At 70.0% G+C, this 23001-nt stretch carries 11 protein-coding genes and 1 pseudogene; 5 read left to right on the forward strand and 7 right to left on the reverse strand.

Translation table 11 applies throughout. The features are described from left to right. Positions 1-24: 24 nt before the first annotated feature. On the reverse strand, positions 25-8307 hold the full coding sequence (locus FNH09_RS21020; RefSeq protein ID WP_152890247.1) for a ricin-type beta-trefoil lectin domain protein: 8283 nt from the start codon (positions 8305-8307) through the stop codon (positions 25-27). A 250-nt stretch (positions 8308-8557) separates the two neighbouring features. Between FNH09_RS21020 and FNH09_RS21025 the strand changes: the two genes are divergently transcribed. Continuing rightward, positions 8558-12562 (forward strand): LamG-like jellyroll fold domain-containing protein, encoded by a 4005-nt coding sequence (locus FNH09_RS21025; RefSeq protein ID WP_152890249.1) that lies wholly within the window; start codon positions 8558-8560, stop codon positions 12560-12562. Between the two features lie 136 nt (positions 12563-12698). Continuing rightward, entirely contained in the window at positions 12699-14357 is a 1659-nt protein-coding gene (locus tag FNH09_RS21030) for a hypothetical protein (protein ID WP_152890251.1), read from the forward strand. Positions 14358-14670: 313 nt separating this feature from the next. Here FNH09_RS21030 and FNH09_RS21035 read toward each other — a convergent pair whose 3' ends face one another. The 6 genes and pseudogenes from FNH09_RS21035 to FNH09_RS21065 form a co-directional block, all read right to left on the reverse strand. Next, complete coding sequence (locus FNH09_RS21035) at positions 14671-14859, reverse strand: hypothetical protein (protein ID WP_152890253.1); 189 nt, start codon at positions 14857-14859, stop codon at positions 14671-14673. Between the two features lie 367 nt (positions 14860-15226). After that, on the reverse strand, positions 15227-15898 hold the full coding sequence (locus FNH09_RS21040; protein ID WP_152890261.1) for an enoyl-CoA hydratase-related protein: 672 nt from the start codon (positions 15896-15898) through the stop codon (positions 15227-15229). 44 nt (positions 15899-15942) lie between these two features. Beyond that, positions 15943-16152 (reverse strand): annotated as a pseudogene (locus FNH09_RS48700) (LmrA/YxaF family transcription factor); the annotation flags it as partial. A gap of 233 nt (positions 16153-16385) precedes the next feature. After that, positions 16386-17033 carry a sensor histidine kinase gene (locus FNH09_RS21050; protein ID WP_420802768.1) on the reverse strand — a complete coding sequence of 216 codons (648 nt, stop codon included), beginning with the start codon at positions 17031-17033 and terminating at the stop codon, positions 16386-16388. Positions 17034-17618: 585 nt separating this feature from the next. Further along, the gene (locus FNH09_RS21055; protein ID WP_338017632.1) at positions 17619-18662 is read right to left on the reverse strand and encodes a PP2C family protein-serine/threonine phosphatase; all 1044 of its coding nucleotides are present in this window, start codon (positions 18660-18662) and stop codon (positions 17619-17621) included. 1008 nt (positions 18663-19670) lie between these two features. After that, positions 19671-20747: a methyltransferase domain-containing protein gene (locus FNH09_RS21065; RefSeq protein ID WP_338017633.1), complete on the reverse strand. Its 1077-nt coding sequence runs from the start codon at positions 20745-20747 to the stop codon at positions 19671-19673. A 496-nt stretch (positions 20748-21243) separates the two neighbouring features. Between FNH09_RS21065 and panD the strand changes: the two genes are divergently transcribed. From panD to FNH09_RS21080, 3 genes are all read left to right on the forward strand, one after another. Beyond that, positions 21244-21663: an aspartate 1-decarboxylase gene (panD, locus tag FNH09_RS21070; RefSeq protein WP_162468873.1), complete on the forward strand. Its 420-nt coding sequence runs from the start codon at positions 21244-21246 to the stop codon at positions 21661-21663. Positions 21664-21733: 70 nt separating this feature from the next. After that, positions 21734-22081, forward strand: a complete 348-nt coding sequence (locus FNH09_RS21075) for a GNAT family N-acetyltransferase (RefSeq protein WP_152890255.1) — start codon at positions 21734-21736, stop codon at positions 22079-22081. A 7-nt stretch (positions 22082-22088) separates the two neighbouring features. Beyond that, positions 22089-22733: an aspartate/glutamate racemase family protein gene (locus tag FNH09_RS21080; RefSeq protein ID WP_162468874.1), complete on the forward strand. Its 645-nt coding sequence runs from the start codon at positions 22089-22091 to the stop codon at positions 22731-22733. The last annotated feature ends 268 nt before the right edge of the window (positions 22734-23001 follow it).

Consider the following 23001-nt stretch of genomic DNA (forward strand, 5'->3'; position numbering starts at 1 on the left):
CGTGGAGTATAGGAGTCGTGTGGATCACTTCTTGTTCCAAGGGCCGTCCATGAACAGGGCTCCGGGCTCGACGTCCTCGGGAAAGAGGAACACCTGGCACTTGTCGCAGATGGGCATCTCGTCCCAGGCTCCCAACTCGGGGTCCCAGATCAGGGCACGGGTAAGCACGACACGGTTTGCGTCTCCGCCCAAGGCGTTGATCACGTTGCCTTCCGCGCAGTACCCGCAGCCGGAGGAGGCGACAGCTATCTCGCGCGTCTCGGCGTTGTAGCCGGCCGTCCATGCCTTCTTCATGATGCCGCTGCTGACCGGGATGCCGTCACCGTTGGGGAACAGGGTGCGTTGTGCCACCCGGTTGCGGAGATTGCGTGCCCCAGCGAGGCCGTCCTCGATCCGGGTGCCCCTGGGCAGACGGGCCTTGACGACCGTCGCCGCCGAGGAAGCCTTGCGGCCGGGAGCCGTCTTCTGGATGGGCGCACGGGAGTCACGCGCCGACGGCTCGGTCCCTGACGCTCCGGCGTCGGGAGAACTCGGCTCGGCCGCCTCGGCATCCGTCGCGCGAGCCCGTTCCTGTGCGTTGGCCCGCTTCGCGGCGACGAGGTCGGCTGCGTCGTCGGCGGCCTCGCTTGAAGCACTTGCTTCCGCGCCGGCGGCAGCGGCACCTGTCCCCCCCTCCTCTATGGCTCGTGCAGCGCCCACGCCGAGGCCCACCACGCGGACGCCGAGAAGCATGCTGCCGCCTGCATCCGCATCGGCGGCGCCGGTAATGGCTCCCGCGACACAGTCCAGGACACCTGAGCCGATGCACCACAAGGCAACCGGCAACACCGCTACGCCGACGGCCGTGTAGATCAGCTGTCCGCCGTCATAGCTTTCGCACCGGTTGGTGCCGAAGTCCTCGGGCTGGCAGGGGGTTTCGCCGAGCGTGGGCGTCGGGGTCTGCGTGGAGCTCGGCGTCGGCCCCAGGGAAGGCGCTGGGGTGGTCGACGGAGCGGGTGAGCTGCTCGAGCCGCTGGAGCTCTTGGTGCCCCCGCCGCTGTGGTGCTTCTTCCCACCGCCGCAGTCGACGGCGCACTTGTTCATCGACGGGTCGTTGTACCAGTCGTCGAAGCCCGTGGGGTCGCTGCTGCTGGCCGGGTTGTCCGCGGCGTAGGTGTAGCCGCCCATCTGGTTGGGGTCGCCCGCCTGGAAGATCGGGTCGGGGCTGAGGAAGCGGCCTGTGGTGGGGTCGTAGTTGCGGGCCCCCAGCAGATCGAGGCCGGTGACCGGGTCGGCGGGCTGCCCGAGAAATCCCTTGTTCTCGTCCGCGGCCACCCACGAACTCGGCTTGGTGCCGCGGAGGTTGCCGTACGGATCGAACGAGCGGCGGGTGACGGCGAGGGTGGACGCGTCGACGGCGGTCAGCGCGGTGCCCTGGCCGTTGGCGACCTGGTAGGTGACGCTTCCGGTGCTGGAGCGGGTGACCGAGGTGCCGTCCGGGCCGGTGATGTTGCGCAGGCCGGTCCAGGTCTTGGCGGAGACGTTGAGGGTGATCTGCTCTGCGCCGCCGAAGAGGTAGAGGATGCGGGTCTTGTCGACGCCGTCGACCGCGGCGGTCTGTTCGAGCAGGCCGCCCTGGGCGTCGTAGAGGTACTTGCTGGTGTTGGTGTGGGTGCCTGAGGTAGTCGCGACGGTGGCGGTGCGGCCCTCGGCGTCGTAGGTGAAGGTCTGGCCCTGGCCGGCCGGGATGGCGCCGGCGGCGGCGGTGGTCCAGGTCTGCCCGCTGCTGCCGCAGGTGGCGAGGGTCAACTGGGTGCCGGTGGTGGCGGAGGCGGCCGGGTCGGTCAGGCACATCGCGGTGTTGGCGCTGCTGACCAGGGTGCCGGTGGTGGTGACCTTCCACTTCTGGGTGGCGTCGGTCTTGCAGGTGTCGATCACCACGAGGGTGCCGCTGGTGGTGGCGTTGCCGGTGGTGTCCAGGCACATGCCGAGCACCTTGACCGTGCCGTCGGTGCCGACGGTCCACTTCTCACTGGTGGCGCCGTTGCAGGTGTTGATCTGCACCTTGGTGCCCGCGGTGGTGGCACCGCCCGCGTCGTCGACGCACCGCTTGACCCCGCCCGTGATGGTGAACGAGCTGGTCAGCGAGCCAGTGGTGGTCACCTTGCGGGTGATGGTGTCGCCGGCGTTCGCGTTGGCGTAGGCGGGGTCCGCGTAGGTGGAGGCGACGGACGCCGTTCCGGACGGATTCGTGAGGGTGGCCGTACCCGCCTGGTCGGGCAGGGTCGCGGGCGACGTGCCGTTCGCGCCGGGGTAACTGATGCTCTGCGTAGCGTCGTTGAGCGCGTTGCCGGTGGTGTCGTGGTTGACCGTGCCGGTCCGGTCGCCGAGCTGGTCGTAGGTGTAGGTCTGCCAGTACGGCGCCGGCCCTCCGACGGTGGTGGCGGTTATCGGGGACGTGGTGGTGGTCTGCACGCGCGTCGTGGTGCAGCCGCCGACCGCGCCGGGAGTCGCCGCCCCCGGGTCGGTGATGCCGCCGGTGTCCGTCCAGGCAGCGGTCAGCCGCTGGAAGGAGTCGTAGGTGAAGCACTGGGTGTCGTGCTTGGTGTTGTCCTGCAGGTCGTCGACGGCGGTGAGTTCGCCGGCCTGGTTGTAGCGCAGATTGGTGACGTCCAGGGCGGTCGTGGAGGTCTGAAGCATGCTGCTGGTCTGCGTGACACGCCCCGTGGTGGCGTCGTACTGGGCGAAGGTCGCCAGTTCCTTGCCGGTGTGGCCGTAGTTGGCCTGGAGGACGCGTCCGAAGGCGTCGTGGACCGCGGTGTCGAGGTAGGCGGGGGTGTTGGCGGAGTTGATGAAGCCGCCGATGCCGTCGAGGTTGCCCTGCTGGGTGTAGCCGTAGTCGATGTCCTCGGCCGGCAGGTTGCCGTCCGCCTGGAAGTGCGTGGTGGACAGAAGGCCGACGGTGTCCGTGTAGTGGCTGGTGGTGGTGTAGGTGACGCTGCCCGAGGTGGGCGCGCTGGACTGTCCGGCCGCGGCGAAGCCGTCGGAGGACGGGATGGTCAGCGTGGTGCCCAGCGGCTGGTAGGCCGTGTTGTAGTCGGTGACGGCCTGCGTGTACGCCGATCCGTTGGCGCCGCCGACGTAGCGAGTGGCAGAGGTCTGGTACCCCTTGGCCAGCGTGTCGTACAGGTGCGAGACCAGCAGCTTGGACTGGTCCGGCGTGGCGGACCAGGGCGCGGCGTACTCGGCGGTGGGGCGGTTGTCCCAGTCGTAGGTGAAGGATGTCGCCTGGCCACGGGCGTCTGTGGTCTGCAGGAGGTTGCCGGCGACGTCGTACTTGTCGAAGGTGGTCTTGCCGGTGTTGGGGTCGGTCTGGGTCAGCTTCTGGCCGAGCAGGTTGTAGGTGTACGACCAGGTGTTGCCCGCGTTGTCCTTGATCGACTCGATCTGGCCCGCGGGGAAGTAGGTGTACTTGGTGGTGGCATCCGCAGCCGCCACGGCACCCGCGGTGCCCTGCATCCACAGCGTGGTGGTGCCGTTGGAGGCGACGACAGCCGCGGTGGAGTCGTTGCGGACCTGGAAGGTGGCGCCGGTGGTGGCCGTCAGGCCGGTGGTCCACAGCTGGGCGACGGCCGTGCTGTAGACGACGAGGTTGCCGTCGGTACCGAACTTGGCCCAGGCACCGGCGTGGCCGGATGTTCCGGAGGACCAGATCGTCGCGCCGGTCGCCAGGGCGGACAGCACGAGGTTGCCGTCCGACTGCATGGTCAGGCGCACGCTGTCGGAGGTGAGCGACGTCCCCGAGGGGATCACCGAGCCGCCCGTCAGCGTGACGGTGGAGCCGGTGTTCTTCACCACCGTGCTGGTGGCCTGTCCGATGGCATTGGTGAACGTGGCGGTGGAACGGCCCCCGGCGGGCGCCGTGGTGTCGACCTCGTCGGCACCGGGGTAGCCGGTGGAAGAGTGCCACTGCTCGGCGGCCTGGTGCCAGAGTGTCTCCTTCAGGGGCCGGCCCTCACCGTCGTAGGTGGTGGTGGTCTCCGAGGGGATCTGGTTCTCGTTCGCCGCGTACAGCGTGGTCGAGGGGAAGTTGTTCGGCTCCGAGTACGGCGCGTACGACGCCACCTGCCAGCCGTGGGAGTCGTAGAAGGTGTCGGAGATGACCCGGCCCGAGTTGGAGTCGCCCGAGGCGGTGTCCTGGGTCTGGCGGGGCTGGAGCATGCCGTCGTAGATCGTGACGGAGGTGGCGTAGGTGCCGTCGTCGCGCAGGGTCTTGGAGGTGACCGAGGTCGGCGCGCCCGGCTGGGTGATGGTGCCGCCCGGTGCGGGGACGGCGCCGGGGTCGATCGAGTAGGTGAAGGTGCGGTCGGCGCTCTGGCCGGCGGCCTTGTCCCGGCCGGGGAGCCACACCGCGGTGCGGCGGCCGAGCGCGTCGTAGGTCATGTCGGTCTTGCGGCTGTTGGCGTCGACGTTCTCGGTGGACAGTCCCCGCAGCGGGTCGAGGGAAGAAGTGACCGTCCAGTTCTGGGAGTTGGTGCTGGCGATGGCGGTGGGGTTGGTGTTGCCGCCCGCCGAGGTCCAGGGCGGGGTGAAGTCCGTGTGGGTGTTCTGCCCCGTGACGTCGACCGTGTCGGTGATCCGGCCGGCGCCGTCGTACTTCATCGCCGAGTTGGTCTGCCAGTTCTCCGTGGTGCCGGTGTAACCGGTGGCCGTACGCAAGGCGGTGACCCGGCCGACGGCCGTGCTGCCGGACTGCTCGAGCTGCCCGAACGTTCCCAGGTTGGTGAGACTGCCGTCGCCGTCGTAATAGAGCTTGCGGTCCGCGATGAGGGTGCCGGCGCTCGGCGCGGTGCCGCACGGGCCGCTGACCGTGGTGGCCTGGTCCGGGTAGGACAGGGCCATCGGGTTGTCGGCCGGTGGCGTCGCGTAGGTGGTGGTGGCGCACTTCTCCTGTGCGGGGTCGACGCCGTCACCGTGGTCGTCGACGGTCGACAGGCGGCCCCGGCTGTCGTACGTGGTGTCGGACTTGGTGTGCCGCCAGGTCCCGTCGGCGAGGAGTTCGTACTTCAGGCTGCTGCTCGACTTGAGCCGGTGTGCGGTGAGGTCGGGCAGCGTGGACAGGGCCGGCTTCGTGTCGCCGGGGTTGTCCTCCTGGGTCCAGTCCGTCCACGGCGTCTGATGCGCCGAGGCGGTGGCGGTGAAAGCGAACGGACCGTCGATGCTGACGGCGTCGACGGTGCCGCCGGCCTGGGTGTAGGTGTCGTTCTGCAGCGCGGTGCCGGACATCAGGTCGGAGTCGGTGACGCTCAGCACGGTGCTGCCGCCGACCTTGGCGTCGACAGTGACGGATCGGCGGGTGCCGTCCGCCTTGTAGTCGCCGTCCATGCCCTGCAGATAGGTGGTGGTCTGCTGGGTGACCGGCTCGGGGGCCTGGCCGGTCTTGACGGTGACGGTGCGGAAGCCGCGGAACTGGTCCCAGGTGCGGTACTGGTCGTCCGTGGTGGCGGAGTCGTCGCGGTGCCAGGCGGGACCCGAGTAGCTGTAGCGGGAGATCTGGGTCTCGGAGCCCGCCGGGTTGTTCTGGGCGTCCGGCTTGTACTGGCCCGCGATGGTCAGGTCGGACACGGCCACGCTGTTGACGGTGACCTTGTTGAACCAGTCCGCGATCGGCTTGGAGGCGCCGGGCACCGTCCAGTAGACGGGGTAGCAGGACTCGGTGTTGCTGTCCGCGTGGGAGATGGAGAGCGTCTTGCCCGCGCACGGTGCCGAGTTGTACTCGACCGCGATCGACTCGCCGGTCTCGGTCTGGATGCTGGAGATGCGGGGCCGGTACAGCGGCGGGGCGGACGGGGAGTCGTCGTTCACGCGGTTGTCGATCTCGGTGCCGGTGAAGGACACCTGGTTCAGCGTGATGTCGTCGTTGCCGTTGCCGTAGGTGTCCTTGCCGGTGTGCTGGACGGACTGCAGCCACATCACCGCCTGGAGCATCCCGGCGTCCTTCGGGTCCACCGTGGTGCCGGTGACCGGGTCGACGGTGCCGCCCGCGTCCGAGTAGACCTGGCCCAGCTTGTAGGAGTCGACCGCGGTGAGCTGGTCGGTCGCCTTCACATGGACCTTGGTGGTGATGGAGGCCAGGCGGGTGGTGGTCCAGAACGTGGGCCCCGACGTGATGCACACGTCGTCGGGGACGCTGGTGGCGTCGTCGGGGAGTTTGGTCTTGTCGGTGGAGTCGCAGTGCAGGTCCCACGGCACGTCCGGCCAGTGGGTCGCCGTGCTGTCCTTGAGGTTGTCGGCAGAGCAGTCGGTGAAGCCGCCGCTGGTCTGGCAGCGCTGGGCCAGCCCGAAGTCCACTTCGGCGGCGGGGGTCCGCCCCGCGTGCTCGTCGGCCAGTGTGTAGCCGTAGGACACGAGCGTCAGTGCGCCGCCCCGGGTGTACGAGGTGAGGGTGCCGGTGTCGTCCGGGTCGGACGACTCGGCCGCCTGGCCGCCTCCCAGGTCGTAGTAGTTCGACTCGGTCGTGTAGTCGTAGCGCTGCACGAAGCCGGACGGGGAGACCACGAAGTCGAGGTTCCAGCGCCAGCCCTCGGGCTTGTCGCACCGGGACGCCTTGCCCTTGGCGTCGTCGTGACAGGGGTCGCTCGCACGCGGGTGCAGGACCGGGACACCCCACGCCGAGTGCGTGGAGGCGTCATCCGGGTTGGAGGGCATGGCGGCACTGCCCGGACCGTTCGGGGCGTGGTCGGCGCCGAAGTAGGCCGCGGTGCCGTCCGTGGTCAGCACCCGGTAGTAGACGCCGTCGTGCAGGCCGTTGTCCGCGCCGGACAGCTCCTGCACGAGGGTGCCGTCGTCACCCTGCAGCCGCCACTGCTTGATCTCCCCGGGCACGCCGGAGTCCACCCCGTCGGGCACGAGCACTCCGGAGTGCGAACCGAAGGACAGCATGGCGTTGTCGCCGTCCCAGCACTCGTCGCCCGAGCCCTTGAGGATCTTGTCGCCGCCGGAGTCGAGCAGCGAGTCGCAATTGCGGTACGCCCGCTCGACCGAGCCGACCTGGTAGCTCCAACCGTCTCCGACCCAGGAGGACTGGGAGTTGCGGGCGGTGGTCTCACCGTCGACGGACTGGGAGTCGTAACTCAGTCCGACGGTCGGTGCGTTGCTGCCGACCGTGGACGGTACGGAGATCGGGTACGAGTAGGTGAACGAGCCGGTCGCGGACGCCTGCCAGCTGCCCGCTGCCGACAACTCCGTTGCGCCGTAGTCACCTTGGGAGCCGGAGGCGCCGGAGGTCACGGCGAGCGCCGTGGTGGCCGCGGCGGCTGCGGCGGTCAGCGGTGCGGTGCGCTCCGACATCGCCTCCGGGCCGTTCGCGCTCGCGGACGGCTTCGGGGACGCGGTGCCGTGGCCGGGCCGGGGGGACGGTGAGGACGGCGCGCTCGGGCTCGCGTCCGGAGTCGTGGTTGCGGTGCCCGTGCCGTCCGCGGACCGCGAGGCGGTGGCGCTCGGCGTCGGCTGTGACCCGCTCGTACCGTCGGCCGGGCCGGTTTCCGCGCCCGTGCCGTCCTCCTCGGAAGAGGCCGCGGACGTGGGGGCCATGGTGACCGTCGCCGTCAGCTGCTCCGCGGACGCCCGGTTGGTGAACTTCAGCGGCGTGGCCTTCTGGCACTCCGGCTTCTGCGGAGTGGTGAGGGCGCAGCCCGGCAGCTGCACCAGGCGCAGCCGGGAGCCGTAACCGCCGCCGTACGCACGGGCGATGGCCGAATAGTCGATGACGACCTTCACCCGGCCCTTGGCGGACGTGGCGCCGGAGGGGGTGATGCCGAGGAGCATGCCGTTGGCGCCGGTGCGCAGCGTCTGGGCGTGGGAGGCGGACTGCACGCGTACGGAGTCGACGCCGTGCCCGGCATCGGCGGGTGCCACCCACACGGGCAGCGAACCCGCCTTGACCGGCTTCGACTTCCCCTGTGAGCCCAGGTCGACGACGGCGGTGCCGGCCTTGGGCCAGTGGGCGGTCTGGGACCGGTAAGTGCCCAGTGCCTTGTAGCCCTTGGGGTGCTTGTTCGCCGTCGGCTGGAGGAGATGCGCTCCTACGGCCTTGGTGACGGGGAGCTTCTTGGGCCGCCACACCTTGCCGTCGAACGAGAAGCCGCCGTGGTGGCCGAAGCCGTCGCCGCCGTCGTGGCCGGCCAGGAAGCCCGGCATGCCGAACCCGCCGGCGATCGCCACCGGCAACAGCAGTGCGAACAGCGCGAGCGGAACCGTCCACAGCCCCAGTCCGCCGAAGAATCTCCGGTGCCATGTGCCAGCGAACCAGCGCCGTCTGCCACTCACGTGTAATCCCCCCACAGCACAGCCCTTTTGAGGGGCTGTCACACGATCCGATCACTGGTCAGTGATCGACCGGAGGCTAGGTTTGGTCATGATCGCGACTCAAGACCCTTTGCCGTTTCCATGAAGAAACCATGCGTGTGCATGACAGTGCCTGTGTAGTTTTCTGTGCCGCAGTTGATCACTTTCCTGCTCTCTGTGGCACCCGGGCTTTCCCCCACCCGCTGCCCGCGATCCGAAGGAAGCCCACCAGGTGTTGAGACCACCGATCCGCATCGGCCGCGGACGCACGGCCGCGGCCGGCCGACTGGCCCTGTTCGCCGCCGTGTTGAGCCTGGCGGCTGCCGTTCCGGCGCTCCCGGCCGCCGCCGACGACTCCTCGCCCGCCCCCGCCGACCCGCTGATCGCGGCCCGGGCCGAGGCCGTCTCCACCGGAAAGACGGTCCCGGTGGACGCGCTGACCACGGAGGTGTCCACCACCGAGGCGCTGCCCGACGGCACCTTCACCAGCACGACCAGCGCACTGCCCACCCGGGTCTACAAGGACGGCAAGTGGACCCCGGTCGACTCCACCCTGACGTCCGACGGCCACGGCGGTTTCGCACCCGAGGTCACACCGAACGCCGTGACGCTCTCGGGCGGGGGTGACGGCCCGCTGGTCGAACTCACCCACGCCGACGGACCCAGCATGGCCCTGACCCTGCCGTTCACGCTGCCCGCGCCGACCGTCAGCGGCGACACCGCGGTGTACCCCTCGGTGCTGCCCGGAGTCGACCTGTCGGTGTCCGTCACCGACCAGGGCGGCTTCAGCGACGTCCTGGTCGTCCACGACGCGGCCGCGGCCGCCGACCCGCGGCTTCGTAAGCTCCAGCTCGGGGTCGACGCCCACGACCTCACGCTGGCCACCACCGACGCCGACACCATGCAGGCCACCGCCGTCGACGGCGACCTGGCCTACACCAGCCCCCAGCCGCTGATGTGGGACTCCGCCACCACCCCCGCCAAGCTCGGCGGACCGGCCGCAGACGTGACGTCCTCAGTGGACGGCCCCGGCCCGGAGGCCACCACCGAGCCGGTCGCCATGACCGCCACGAGCAAGGCAGTGACGCTGACCCCCGACGCGGGCATGCTCAGCAGCCCGGACACCGTCTACCCGGTGTACATCGACCCCTACACCAACCCGGTCGCCTCCACCGCCAGCCACTACACCGAGATCTACTCCAGCTCGACCTGCGACAACTCCCCGCAGTACGACAAGGCGCAGACCAACGGCCAGGGCGCGGGCTACCAACGCTGGGGCGGCGCCTGCGGAGTCGGCGTGGAGCGCTCGTACTGGGCGATCAACACCAGCGGACTGCACTCCTCGTTCGTCGTCGACGACGCCTACGTGAAGATCTCCACCACCTTCGCGGCGAGCTACAACTGCAGCCAGAACCAGCCCCTTACGCTGCACACCACCAACGCCATCAGCGCGAGCACCGACTGGCTGTCGCGTCCCGGCGTCCACGACACCGCATTCCCGCCGGTGACCGACACCGTGCCCAGCGGCGCCAACTCCGGCAGCTCGTGCAGCAACAGCACCGCCACCTTCCACGTGAAGGCCCAGGCACAGAAGATCGCCGACGAGGACGGCAACGGATACGACGCCGACGGCACCTTCGGCGACGGCGCCAACACCTGGACCATCGGTCTGTACGGCAACGAGTCGGAGACCTCCGGCAACGACGACTACCTGCGCCTGTCGACCACGCTGACCCTCACCACCAAGTTCGACATCCCGCCGGGCATCCCCACCGATCTGCACTTCACCCCTGCCGCCGCCGGCGCCTCCGCCCCCTGCACCACCAGCGGAGCCGGCTGGATCGGCGCCACCACCTACTCCGACGCCGGCAGCAACATCACCCTGCACTCCACCGTCACCAGCCAGATGTCGGGCGAGAACGTCAAGGCGCACTACTACGTCTGGGACCGCAGCGTCGACCCGGACGGCGACGGCAGCGGGGCCTCCGTCTCCAGTCCCGACAGCGGCTGGCTGGCGTCCGGTTCGGACGCGCCGATGAAGATCGGCGCCACCCTGAAGGACGGCCACCAGTACGGCTGGGACGTCTACGCCGAGGACGACTCGGCCCAGGGCCTGACCTCCGGCAAGTCCGACCATTGCTGGTTCACCACCGACTTCACGGCACCGCCCACCCCGGACATCTCCGGCAACGCGGCCTTCCCGCCGGTCGGAACGGCGCGCGAGGGCGACCCCGTCTACGCCGGCCCCGGCAAGACCACCGACTTCACCGTGACCGGCACCGACGCCGCCGCCGGCGACGACACCTGCGTCCCCGGCCCCTGCAATTCCAGCGGCATGAAGTCCTTCCTCTGGCAGCTCGACAGCCCGCCCACCGAGGCCGACGGCACCACAGCCGCGGTCTCCGGCACCGACAGCGAGGGCCGCTCCACCGCCACCGTCCCCGTCCCGATCCAGGACTGGGGCGTGCACACCCTGTACGTCGCCGCGGTCGACAAGGCGGGCAACATCTCGACCAGCCCCGCCGGTTACACCTTCACGGTCCCCTGGAACCCCGCCACCCCCATCAAGCCGGGCGACATCTCCGGCGACGGCGTGCCCGACCTGCTTGCCACCACCAAGACCGGCGACCTCGACCTGATCCCCGGCAACCAGGACCCGGGCCAGAACACCGCCCCCGTCCACAGCGACCCGGTCACCGGCACCCCGCCCGCCGTCACCGGCCCCGTCACGGTCTCCACCAAGGAGGACTCTCCCGACGGCACGGGCTGGAACAACTACCTCATCGCCCACCGCGGCAACCTGCACGGCGCGAGTGGCGACGACCTGTGGGCGTACAACAGGACCAGCCACAACCTCTACATCGTCAAGAACGACCTGGACCCGGTCGACGACGCCTCCGTCCCCCGCAGCCCCTGGTCCACCCTCGGCGGTTTCGTCGACAAGCGCTTCGACCACGTCGTCAAGGACGCCTGCGCGGCCTCCGACGTCGTCGCCGACGACACCCGCTGCCGCACCACCGACTACAACAGCACGAGCTGGAACGTCAGCCAGCTCATCACGCCGGGCAACGTCTTCGGCAACACCGACGACTACCCCGCCGTCATCACCGTCGAGAACAAGGAACTCTGGATCTACCAGTCCGACGGCGGCTACCACCTCAAGAACCCGCTCCTGCTCGGTGACGGCGACTGGACCGGCCAGAGCCTGATCGCCGCGGGCACCTTCAAGGGCAAGCCCGTCCTGTGGTCCCGCGACAACACGACCGGCCAGCTGTACAGCTACCCGATCAACGTCGACCCGACCACGCTGGTCCCAGACCTGCTCCACCCGGGCACGCACACCAGCCTCGGGCTCACCCTGTCGCCGACCGCCTACCCGGTCGTCGCCTCTCCCGGCGACGTCAACAGCCCGGTCCGCAGCACCTCCACGAACCCCGGCGCCCCGGACGGCATGCCGGACCTGTACGCCGTCGACGCCTACGGCCAGCTCCTCGAGTACAACTACCGCCAGAGCCTGGTCCTCACCTCCCCGCCGACCTACGACTTCGCCCCGGCCGTCTCACTTGGATCGGTCACCGACACCGCCACCCACTGGTGGAAGCTGGCCGAAGGCAGCGGCGCCACGACCGCGGACAGCAACGGGACCCTCACCGCCGGCCTGTCCGGAGGCTACTCCTGGACCAACGACACCACCCGCGGCAATGCCGTAACCCTCAACGGCACCACCGGCTACGCCAGTACGACCGGTCCGGCCGTGGACACCTCCAAGAGCTTCACCGTCTCCGCGTGGGTCAAGCTCACCTCACTGGGCACCGCCAACAGCACCTTCCTGTCCCAGAACGGCACCACCAACAACGGATTCCAGCTGTACTACTCCTACGGTGCCAAGTCCTGGGCCTTCGGCAGGCACAGCACCGACGCGAGCGGCGCCGTGTGGCGCGCGACCTACGGCGGCAAGCCGGTCGCGGGCCGGTGGACCCATCTCGTCGGCATGTACGACGCCACCGCCAAGGAGATCCGTCTCTACGTCGACGGCAAACTCGCCGCCACCAACGATTGGACCTACGCCCCGTGGAACGCCACCGGCCCGTTGCAGCTGGGCCGGAAGCTCTCCTCAGGGACCTACGGCGAATACACCAACGGCGCGATCAGCGACGTACGCGTCTATCCCTACGCCCTTCCCCCGGCCGACGCCGCGTCCGCCGGTGACCTGCCCAAGGTCGCCCAGCTCGACTGACACCTGACGGTCACCCGTAGCGCCGCCCGCACCCGGACGTCTCCGGGCGCGGGCGGCGCCTACCCGGATCCGCAATCCGGCTCCGGATTCGGAGTCCGGCTCCGCCCACGCACCCACCTCTGCCCTGGGAACCATCATGAGACGCAGCACCTTCCTGGCCGCGGCCACGGCGACCGCCCTGTCCGCCTCCTTGTTCACGGGAACCGCCCCGGCCCACGCCGACGGCACCACCGGCGGTCCCGTCCTGTCCGACGCCGACGGCTGGTACGAGCCGGGCCTGCTCTTCGTCACGGCGCACTCCGACAGCCCGCTCACCCGGATCACCGCCCACTTCTATCCGCTGGACGCACCGGACGGCGCCCCGGAGGCCGGATCGACCGAGGACTTCACCCAGTACTCGGGGCAGGACGCCCGCTCCGGTGTCTGGCGGGCGCCGGTGCACCTGGCCGAACTCGGCGACTACCGGGTGACCGTGGATCTGCAGGACGCCTCCGGCGCCACCGTCACCGGGGCCCTTTCGCCGCACACCCTGCACTACCGGACCGTCATCACGGTCACCGGCCTCACCACCACCCCGGACGTGCCGGACTACCTCCACCAGGACGTCTCCGTCAGCGGCACCGTCGTCGCCCGCGACCCCCGCGACCCCGACGCCCCGGTTCCCGCCGACGGCGTCACCGTCGACCTCGACGCCGGGCGCATCCACACGACCGCGACCACCGCCGCCGACGGCCGCTTCACCGCCGCCTTCGTCCCCACCGAGCCGTCCTTCCAGCTGTACACCGTGCCCGAGTCCTCCAGCCGCTACCCTGGCGCGATCCACCCGCCGGTGTCCCCGCAGAACCTGCACACCGCGCAGGCACCGGTCCGCTTCTCGGCCGGCACGCACACCCTGAACCTGGAGCAGGGTGCGACGGGGACCGTCACCGGCCATGCGGAGATCCAGACCGCCTCGGGCTGGCAGCCTCTGCCGCACACCACGATCACCCTCCAGAACAGCGCATACGTGGCCGGGCAGACGACCACCGACAGCCGGGGCGACTACACCCTGCACGTCTCCTCGAACAACGCCGCTCCGAGCGCCGAACTCGTCGCGGGCACCGGCGGCATGCCCTTCCAGCAGACCGCCACCGAACCCTTCAGCCTGCACGTCGCCTTCACCACCCACACCGCCGTGACCGCGTCCCTCCACGACGACGGGACCCTGACGACCGACGGCTACGTCTACTACGAGGACACACGCGCCCACTGGCCCGCCAAGCCCACCGTCACCCTCCAGTACTCCAAGGACGGCAAGAGCGGCTGGAAGGACGCCGCCACCATTCCGGTCCCGATCCGCCACAACAAGCCCCTGGTCCCGGAGACGTTCGCCCGCACCCTCGCCAAGCCGGACACCGACGCCTACTGGCGGGCCCGCTTCAACGGCAACCCCGACCTGGGCACCAGTACCACCAAGCCCGTGCACCTCTACCGCTATGCCACCCGCATCACCGGCTTCCACGCCTCCCCCGACCCCGTCCGCAAGGGCCGGTCGATCAGCTTCGCGGGCACCCTCCAGTACAAGAAGGGCACCACCTGGAAGCCGCTCGACGGGGGCGCCCCCACCCTCTACTTCAAGCCCCGCGGCTCCTCCACCTACCACTACGTCTGCGAACTGGCCAGCGACTCCAACGGCCACCTCAAGGGCAGGGTGACCGCCAAACAGGACGGCACCTGGGCCGTCGCCCTCAGCCGCCAGACCGGAAGCCACTACCTCACCAGCACCAGGGTCTCCGACTACGTCGACGTCCGCTGATCCGCGTCACAACCGCCGCCCACCTGGTCAGTCCGCGCGGCCTGTCGTTCTACGTCAACTGGTCCAGCAGCAGGTCGAACTACTGCTGCTGGAGAGGTACTTGATCGAATTCGCCGTCCGCTCGGGCGTTTTCCGGCGCCGGCTTCGTCTCGGCCGAAGGCCCTTCGCGTTACACCCTGCCGGATGGCTGCGAGGTCGACTCCTGCTGGCTGCGGCACTTGGTGCGGGGCTGGTGTCCCACTGCTGGGGCTCTGGGCTGCCCGTACCGAGGCAGCCGCAGGATGACGCAGAAATGCGCAGGCGGAAAGTCAAGTCACGGCAACGCACGATCTTCCTGGAAGGCTTCGAGCCCAAGGCGTGTCGATGTACGGCGTGGGCCGCCCTTGACCTGCAAAAGCAGGCGGGGAGCAGACAATTCGGGAGTTTCTTCGCGCTTCGCACCATGTTCAAGTCCAAGAGCTAGCGCTTGGGCGTTTCCGCAGGTCAGGTCCTTGATCGCCACCTCCGGGTCGGCAAATGATCAGCATCAGGCCGGACGGTGTCCGGCTTGCTGACCTGTACCCGCGGCAGTGACCTGCTGCGCCACCCGGTGCCCTCCACCAGGCCACGGTCGAAAACCAGTTCCTGCGCCAGCAGCTCGGGCAGCGCGCTGCCATCGTCCACGCGCTGCCCCCCCCGCAGCCTCGGCCGCCGACGGCCCACGCGGAACGTGACCTTCACGGCAGGTCCTGTTGGTCGCGCTCGCGCCAGGTGTTGTCGCGGGAGATGGTGTTTGCGGTGAACGCCCTGATGCGGTGGGCAGTCGGGGCAGCTCCTGCCGCGGGAGACGGCGCCCAGGGCACGGCTTGGTGCGGTCGGTGAGGTGCTGGTCAGCCGAGCGGGTTGGTGGTGTCGCGCAGGGTGGCCAGGGCTGGTGCGTACATGCGGGCCTTGATGGTGCCGAGGGTGTCGCCGGCCTTGTTCACCTGTGCCTGGGCGATCTCGATCGCGGTGGAGCGCACGGCTTCCTCGGTGACGGCCTGGTCGACGATGCCGGTGGCCGCGGCGTCGGCGCCGCCGTAGCGGCGGGCGGTGATCATGGCCTCGTGCGCGGTCTGCGGCGCCAGCCGGGATTGGATGAGAGCGGCCATGCCGGGGGTGAAGGGGATGTTGATGTCCGCTTCGGGCAGGCACCAGTAGCCGCGGTCGGCGCGCATGACGCGGAAGTCGTGAGCGAGGGAGAACATCGCGCCGGCGGCGAAGGTGTGCCCCTGCAGCGCGGCCACCGTGATGACCGGCAGCGACAGCATCCGCGCGAACAGCTCGTGGACGGTGACGACGTAGTCCTGGTGGTGGTCGGTGTGGGCGGACAGCCAGTCCAGGTCGAGCCCGTTGGAGTAGAACTTGCCGGTGGCGGCGGTGACCAGGGCGCGAGGGCCTTCCGCCTTCTCCACCTCGTCGAGCGCGGCGCCGACGGCGGTGAGCCAGTCGGGGTGGAAGCGGTTCTCTCCGTCTCCCAGATCGAGGACGAAGACGTTGTCCTGACGGTCGAGTGAGGGCATGGCGACTCCTTCGGGCTGAGCTGAATCGGACAAGCGACTGCGGGCTACGGCCGGGGACCGGATTCGGCACCGGGGCGGTCGCGCAGGGCGTGGAGGAGCAGGTCGTGGATCTCGGCGGCGGCTGCCTCGATCGGGGCGGTGCTCCGTTCGGCCCGGCACATGATCACCGCGCCTTCGATGGCGGCGATCATGAAGGCACCGAGTCGGCGGCTGCGTTCCTCGGTCAGGCCGTGCCGGACGAGAGAAGCCGTGAGGGCCTCCTGCCAACGGGCGAAGACTGCGGCGGCCGAGCGGGCAAGCCTCCGTGGTGTCCCGGAGGGTCGCCACGCTGCCTCCCCGGTCGCCCTGCGGGTACGTCGGCCGTTTGTTCACCGCCGGCAGTCGGTCCCCCGCGCGATGCACCTCGTCGGTGACCTCCTCCCGCGACGACAGCAGGCTCATGACCGGCTCCGACAGTCCCAGCTCCCGCACCGAGCGCCCCCGCACGTCAGCCGGCAGTCCGAGAAGCCGCGTCGCCGCGTCGTTCGCCAACAGCAGCCGTCCGTCGGGCGCCGGTGATCAGCACCCCTTCCCGCACCGCGTGCAGGACCGCGTCGTGGTGCTCGTACAACTGCGCCAGCTCCACCGGAGCCAGGCCGTAGGTTTGCCGCCGCAGCCGCCGGGACACCGGCGTCGTTCCCGTTATGGCCAGCGCCAGCGCGACCGCGCCGCTGGCCAAGATGATCGGCAGCTGCGGCAGCCACAGTCCCGCCACGTTCTTGACCGTGATTCCGGCGGAGACCAGGCCGACCACCTTGCCGCGCGAGCCGGTCACCGGGACCACCGCCTGCACGTCCGTCCCCTGGCCCGCGGGCAGAGGCGGCCCACCGGCCTGCTCGACGACGGTACGGCCCTTCAGCGCCGGTGCGATGGCGCCGACGAACTTCTTCCCGATCTCCCGCGGATAGGGGTACGTGTAACGAATCCCCTTCGTGCTCATGACGACGATAAAATCCATGCCTGTGCGCTTGCGCGCCAACTCGGCCCGCGGCTGGAGCACCGCTGAGGGGTCCCGGCTCTGCAGTGCCGCGGCCACGCCAGGGGCACTCGCGAACGACTGGGCCGCGATGACCGACTCCCGTCGCCCCTGCTGCAGAGCGTCACTCGCCGCCTGGAGCCACCATGCCCACCACCGCGGCCAACACCAGCAGGACCACGATGACGACCTGGGGGAGGAACACCTGACCGGCCGCACTGCGCAGGTCCATCCGGGAAGCGCGACCTTTGCGCGAGCGTCCGACGGGCGGATGAGGTTCCGGGCTCAGAGGGCGTCCGGAGAATGCCTCCATACACCCTTGACAACACCACTGTGGGCAAGGCGACGCTGATGAAATCCGTCGCGCGGCTGCCGCGTCGCAGCAGCAGACGGCGTCGGTGCACGAAGGAACGAGCTGAGCGGGAGCAGGGCGTCGAGAGCAGATGCCCGGCGGCGCGGCAGGCGTGCGTGGGCTGCTGACCGCCCGGGCTGCGGCGGTGCTGCGCGGCGAGCCGTGCGCCCTCGTCCCCGGCCGACCCCGTGGTGATTGCGTCCTTGAAGGCGCGGGCCGGCTCGCGGTCGGCGGCATCGTATGCGCGACTCGGCAGGGGCCAGGAGCCTGTCGCCGCGCAGGGTGCGCCGCATCGCTAGCGCGGTCGCCTGCTCACTGGGAGCAGACACAGCCGTAACACGGCTTCCAGCCATCTACGCGGAGCGCTCTGGAGTCCCGGGGCGCCTACAGCGGACGGCGACGGCCGCGATGTCGTCATCGAGCCTTCCGCCGCTGTAATGGAGTAGGTCTCGGTGAAGCCGGTACAGCAGCTCACGGGGCGTCGCCGGGCCGAGCTGCCGCATCCACTCCGGTAGCGGGAAGAACGTGCCGGCCCGGTCCCGGGTCTCCGTCACGCCGTCGGTGTAGAGCAGCATCTGGTCGCCGGAGGCGAAGGCGACGGTGTCGACGTTGTAGTCGTCCCCGAGGAGCGTCGCGAGGTTGAGGGGCGGTGAGGGGACGGTGGGCTCAAGGACGCGGATCTCGCCGTTGCGCATCACCAGTGGCGGAGGATGTCCACAATTGAGGATTTTGACATGTCCGCCGCCACTGGGGATCTCGGCGATCAGAGCAGTGGCGAAGTGCTCAGGCTGATCCGGGTCGAGGGTCGCGATGCTGTAGCGCCCTATGCTCGTCTCCAGCCGATGGATGACGCCCCTCAGGTCGGGCTGGTCGTACGCGTTCTCCCTGAAGCAGTTGATCACCGCCGCGGCAGCTCCCACGGCCGGCAGCCCTTTGCCGCGCACGTCACCGATGAGCAGCCGAACCCCGTACGGCGTGTCGGCCACCTCGTAGAAGTCGCCTCCGATCCGGGCCTGCTCCTGGGCCGCCAGATACAGCGACTCGACATCGAGGCCTTGGACACGGTGCGGCAGCGGGCGCAGCAACACCTGCTGCGCTGCGTCGGCGACGAGCCGGACCTGGAAGAGCGTCTCCTCTCGCTGGAGTCGAAGATGACTCGCATATGCGGCCGCCAAAGTGACCGCGACGATCGCAGCCGCCGTGTAGGGCGTTCCGAGATCGGAGTACACGAGGCTGAGCCCGATCATGGACAGCAGGCAGAACGCCCCCAGCGCGATCGTCGGGAGCACGGGCCACACCGCAGCGGCCAGGGCGGGTGCGGCAGGCAGGAGACGGCTGAAGGCGATCTCCCTGGGAGTGGCGAAGGCCAAGCCAGTGATGAGGACGGTGAGAATCACGGGGGACAGCAGGACGATCTCGCGTGGGGCATCGGATGAAGGGCGGTGGTGCCGGCGTCGTCGTGTCCTGATCACAAAAATCATCTTAACGGGGCATAACGTGCTTCGTTCCGTGAGAGTATCGGCGCCCATGCGCGCCGACCGGCCGCTGGACCGCGCCGTGCGGCCCCCTCGGAACGCCCCCGGCTGTGAGCGGTCCTTCCGCCTTCCGCGGTGGGCAGCCCAGGGGTCGGTGCCCGTCGTCAAGGACCGACAAGGTGAAGCTCGCGCCTCCCCGGGCCGAGCCTCACTCTCTTCGAGGGCGCACGTGGTCTGGGACCACGGCCGTCTTTGGCACGAACCACAGGTCATGGCCTTCATGTCCGGGAGGGGCCGCACGGTTGGCGACAGCGGCGTGATAGCGAGCGCTGCGGCGGAGCCCCGTCGAGGACCATCCCGACGGGGCGATTCGTCGTGGCCGCCGGCGGCCTGTCGGCCTAGGCCCTGTCTGACAATTCCCGCCTGCCCCGCGACGCCATGCACGCCCTCTCGCCGCACCGGGCCCCGACCCGAGTACATCCAGTACGAGGGCCGAGGCCCGGCACACCGAGAGCACGCACCTGACGCCGCGGGGCCCGCCCTCCGGGCGGACGACGGGAATTGTCAGACAGGGCCTAGGCGGACGTCGGCCACCCGGTCTGCTGAGGCCGAGGCCGACGCCCTCGCCTTTCCCGGGAGCGGTGCGGGAGCGGTGCGGGAGCGACTGCGCGAGCAGCCGACCCGCTGCACGAAGGCACTCCCCGGTGCTGCGGTGGGGTTCGTGTGAGGGGGTGAAGTCCTCCGGCGATCGCCTGACGGGGCGTCTGGAAACTCGACAAGTGGTCGGCGCTGTCCTGGCCGAGCGCAACGACGAGTGGACCGAAGCCCGCCGACTGCACCGGCCCTGACCGGCCGGCCAGGGCCCGACTCCACTCGATCGCGTCAGAAGCCGACGACACTCGACGTGAGCGGGCCACCGGCGTTCCGTGGTCAGACGCGGGCCTCGTAGACGATGTTGAACGGGGTTTGCACCGCCCGGCGGAAACGGGCCAGGCCGGCCTCCGATGCGACCTGACGGGTGCGCTCCTCGCCCGCCTGGGCGCCCAAAGCGCGGCCGGCCTCCTGGGACTGCGAGACCGGCGTGCAGATCAGGGTCGAGGCGCTGTAGTACGCGCGGCCGAGCGGTGTGAGGTTCTCCTCCAGCCGGTCACCCGCAAACGGCTCCACGAGCATGATGCTGCCGCCCTCGGCCAGCTGCTCTCTGCTGTGCGCCAAGGCGCCGACCGGGTCACCCATGTCGTGCAGGCAGTCGAAGAACGCGATCAGGTCGTACGGCCCGCCGGCGAAGTCCTTGGCGCCGGCCGTTTCGAACGAGACCCGGCCGCTGACACCGCTCTCCGCCGCCAGCTCCCGGGCCGCGTCGACGGAGGGTCCGTGATTGTCGAAGCCGGTCACCGGTGCGCCAGGGAACGCCTTGCCGATCATCACGGTGGAGTGGCCCAGTCCACAGCCCACGTCGGCCGCCCTGCCGCCGGTGCGCAGCTTCTCCACCACGCCGGTCAGCGCCGGCAGCCACTCGTCCACCAGGTGTGCGGCGTAGCTGGGACGGAAGAAGCGGGCCGTCCCCGCGAACAAGTCCGGGTGGTGTTCGTGCCAGCCGACGCCGTGGCCGTCCCGGAAGGCGCGCTCCAGCCTGTCCCGTTCCTCGGCCGAGCCGCAGGACAGGAACGACTGGTACCCGCCCAGCGCGAAGACCGGACTGTTCTCGTCGGCGAAGACCGCACGCTGTTCCGGTGACATACGGAAGCGGTCATCGCCCTCGTAGGTCAGGTATCCGCCGGCGGCCATCGCGGCCAGCCATTCGCGGACGTTGCGCTCGGTGGTCCGGGTGCGCTCCGCGAGCTGCCCCGGGGTGACGGCTTCGCCGTCCACGAGGGCCTGGAAGAGCCCGAGCCTCTCCCCGAGCAGGGTTAGGGGTGCCGCCGCGACCGCGCCCAGATCGGTCAGGACCTTCCCGAGCAGCTCGTTCAACTTCGCTTCGTCCACGATGCTCATGTCGACCGACACGACCACACCTCCGATCGATCCGGCCGGACCCACGGTTTGTGGCGGAGGGAACCTCCTCTCGCCCTTCGTGCGCCTGACGCTACCTCGGGCCCAGGGAAGAAAGTCGCGCAAAACACAGCAGATCGCGGGCGGACGAGCCGCGCTCCACCGACGAGGGCGGAGAGGGAATGCGGATGACGCGTCATTGGGCAGCCAGAACTCGATGCCCAGCAGGCGTCACCCTGTGCCTACATCACGGCATCCCCGCGTGACGGGGCTCTCAATGTGCTCCGGAGCGCTGTTCCGTAGTCTGGATCCGCCTGTTGCCCTCAAGGGCGGAGTGGATGCACCTGGACGCCTCCACGTCTGCCTGGCACTGCGTCAGGAATCCCAGCGATCGGTCGGCGTCGGTACCTGAACAGCAGGCGGAAAATCAGTGCGAGGTCTGCCGTTGTAAAGTGAAAAACGCCCTTGACCTGCAACAGCAGGCAGGGAGCCGAATACCGGGAGCGCTCACGTGTTGCGAACCATGTTCAAGTCCAAGATCCACCGAGCCACCGTCACGCAGGCCGACCTGCACTACGTGGGATCCGTGACCATCGACGCCGATCTTCTGGACGCGGCCGATCTGCTGCCCGGTGAGCTGGTCCACATCGTCGACATCACCAACGGCGCCCGCCTGGAGACGTACGTCATCGAGGGGGAGCGCGGGTCCGGGGTGATCGGGATCAACGGGGCCGCGGCCCATCTGGTGCACCCCGGCGACCTGGTGATCCTCATCAGTTACGCACAGGTCACCGACGCCGAGGCCCGCACCCTGCGTCCGCGGGTCGTGCACGTGGACGGCGACAACCGGATCGTGGCGCTGGGTGCCGACCCGTCGCAGCCGGTGCCGGGCTCGGACCAGGAGCGCAGCCCGCAGGCGGTCGGAGTCTGACCGCGGGGACGCCGGAGAATCCGACCGTATTCCGAGCCGTACATTCGAGCCGTACTTGGAGGGGGAACCCATGAGTGACATCACGATCCGTGACGACCGGACGGGCGGGCGCCTGGAGGCGCTGGCCGCCGACGGCGAAGTGGCCGGCCGTATCGAGTACTTCGTGCTGGAGGCCCCCGCGCGGGCCCTGGTGCCGGTGCACACGATCGTCGAACCGGCCCACGAGGGCAAGGGCATCGCGGGCTCGCTGGCGCGCGAGCTGTACGTCATCGCCGCCCGCGAGGGCATCTCGGTGGCCCCGCTGTGCCCGTACGTCGTCAAGTGGGCCGAACGCCACCCGGACGAGGCCCCGGCGGCCGCCCCGGAGCTGCTGCGGGCGGCCAAGGACTGGCTGATCGCGCACCCCGGAAGGTTCTGAACCGCTCGTGCTCGCGCTCCTGCACACCTCGCCCGTCCATGTCCCGGTCTTCGACGCCCTGCGCGACGAGGCACATCCGGGCCTGGAGCTAAGGCACTTCGTCGACGAGGGGCTGCTGGAGCGGGCCCGCGCCACGGGCCCGCACACCGTGGCGGCGGACGTACGTGCCGCCGTCGACCGTGCCGTGGCCGGCGGCGCGCGGGCTGTGCTGTGCACCTGTTCGACCATCGGCGCCGTCGCTGAGGCGTACGGCGCCGAGGCCGGGGTCCCGGTCCTGCGCGTCGACCGCCCGATGGCGGCGGCCGCGGTGGCGGCGGGGGAGCGTGTCGTCGTCCTCGCGGCCCTGGAGAGCACCCTGGCCCCGACGGTCGAGCTGATCGAGGAGGAGGCGCGACGGGCCGCCCGGCCCGTCGCGGTCCGCACCGTGCTGGTCGACGGCGCCTGGGAGCGTTTCGAGGCGGGCGACACCGATGGGTACGTCCGTCTGGTGGCGGCCGCGGCCGACGCGGTCGCCGACGTCGACGCCGACGCGATCGTCCTGGCCCAGGCCTCGATGGCGGCGGCCGTGGACCTCGTCACCACCCGGGTTCCGCTGCTGTCGAGTCCCCGGCCCGGTCTGACGGCCGGTGCGCAGGCGTCGCACGGGGCGTGAGCTCGGGGGCGTCCGCTGCGTCGGGGGCGCACGCCGGGCTGCCGTGCCGGGGCCCGCGGGTGAGTGGTGGTGCGGGCACCGGGTACGCGGGGAGTAGTCCAGAGCCTAGGTTCACCGACTGGCCGGAGGACGTCATGACCCAGCCCGCCTCGCAGCCCGATCCGGTCCCGCCAGGACCGACGCCGGGCCCGGACCCGCAGCATCCGGAGCCGTATCCGGACCCGGTGCACCCGCCCGAACCCTTCCCGGACCCCGCACAGCCCCCGTC

It is taken from the genome of Streptomyces adustus (assembly GCF_009377175.1).
Classification (GTDB): Bacteria; Actinomycetota; Actinomycetes; order Streptomycetales; family Streptomycetaceae; genus Streptomyces; species Streptomyces adustus.

What these genes read in the sequence shown, in the direction of transcription:
- FNH09_RS21030 (WP_152890251.1), top strand. Translation starts at nt 12,699, where the DNA reads ATGAGACGCAGCACCTTCCTGGCCGCGGCCACGGCGACCGCCCTGTCC.
- FNH09_RS21040 (WP_152890261.1), bottom strand. Translation starts at nt 15,898, where the DNA reads ATGCCCTCACTCGACCGTCAGGACAACGTCTTCGTCCTCGATCTGGGA.
- FNH09_RS21075 (WP_152890255.1), top strand. Translation starts at nt 21,734, where the DNA reads ATGAGTGACATCACGATCCGTGACGACCGGACGGGCGGGCGCCTGGAG.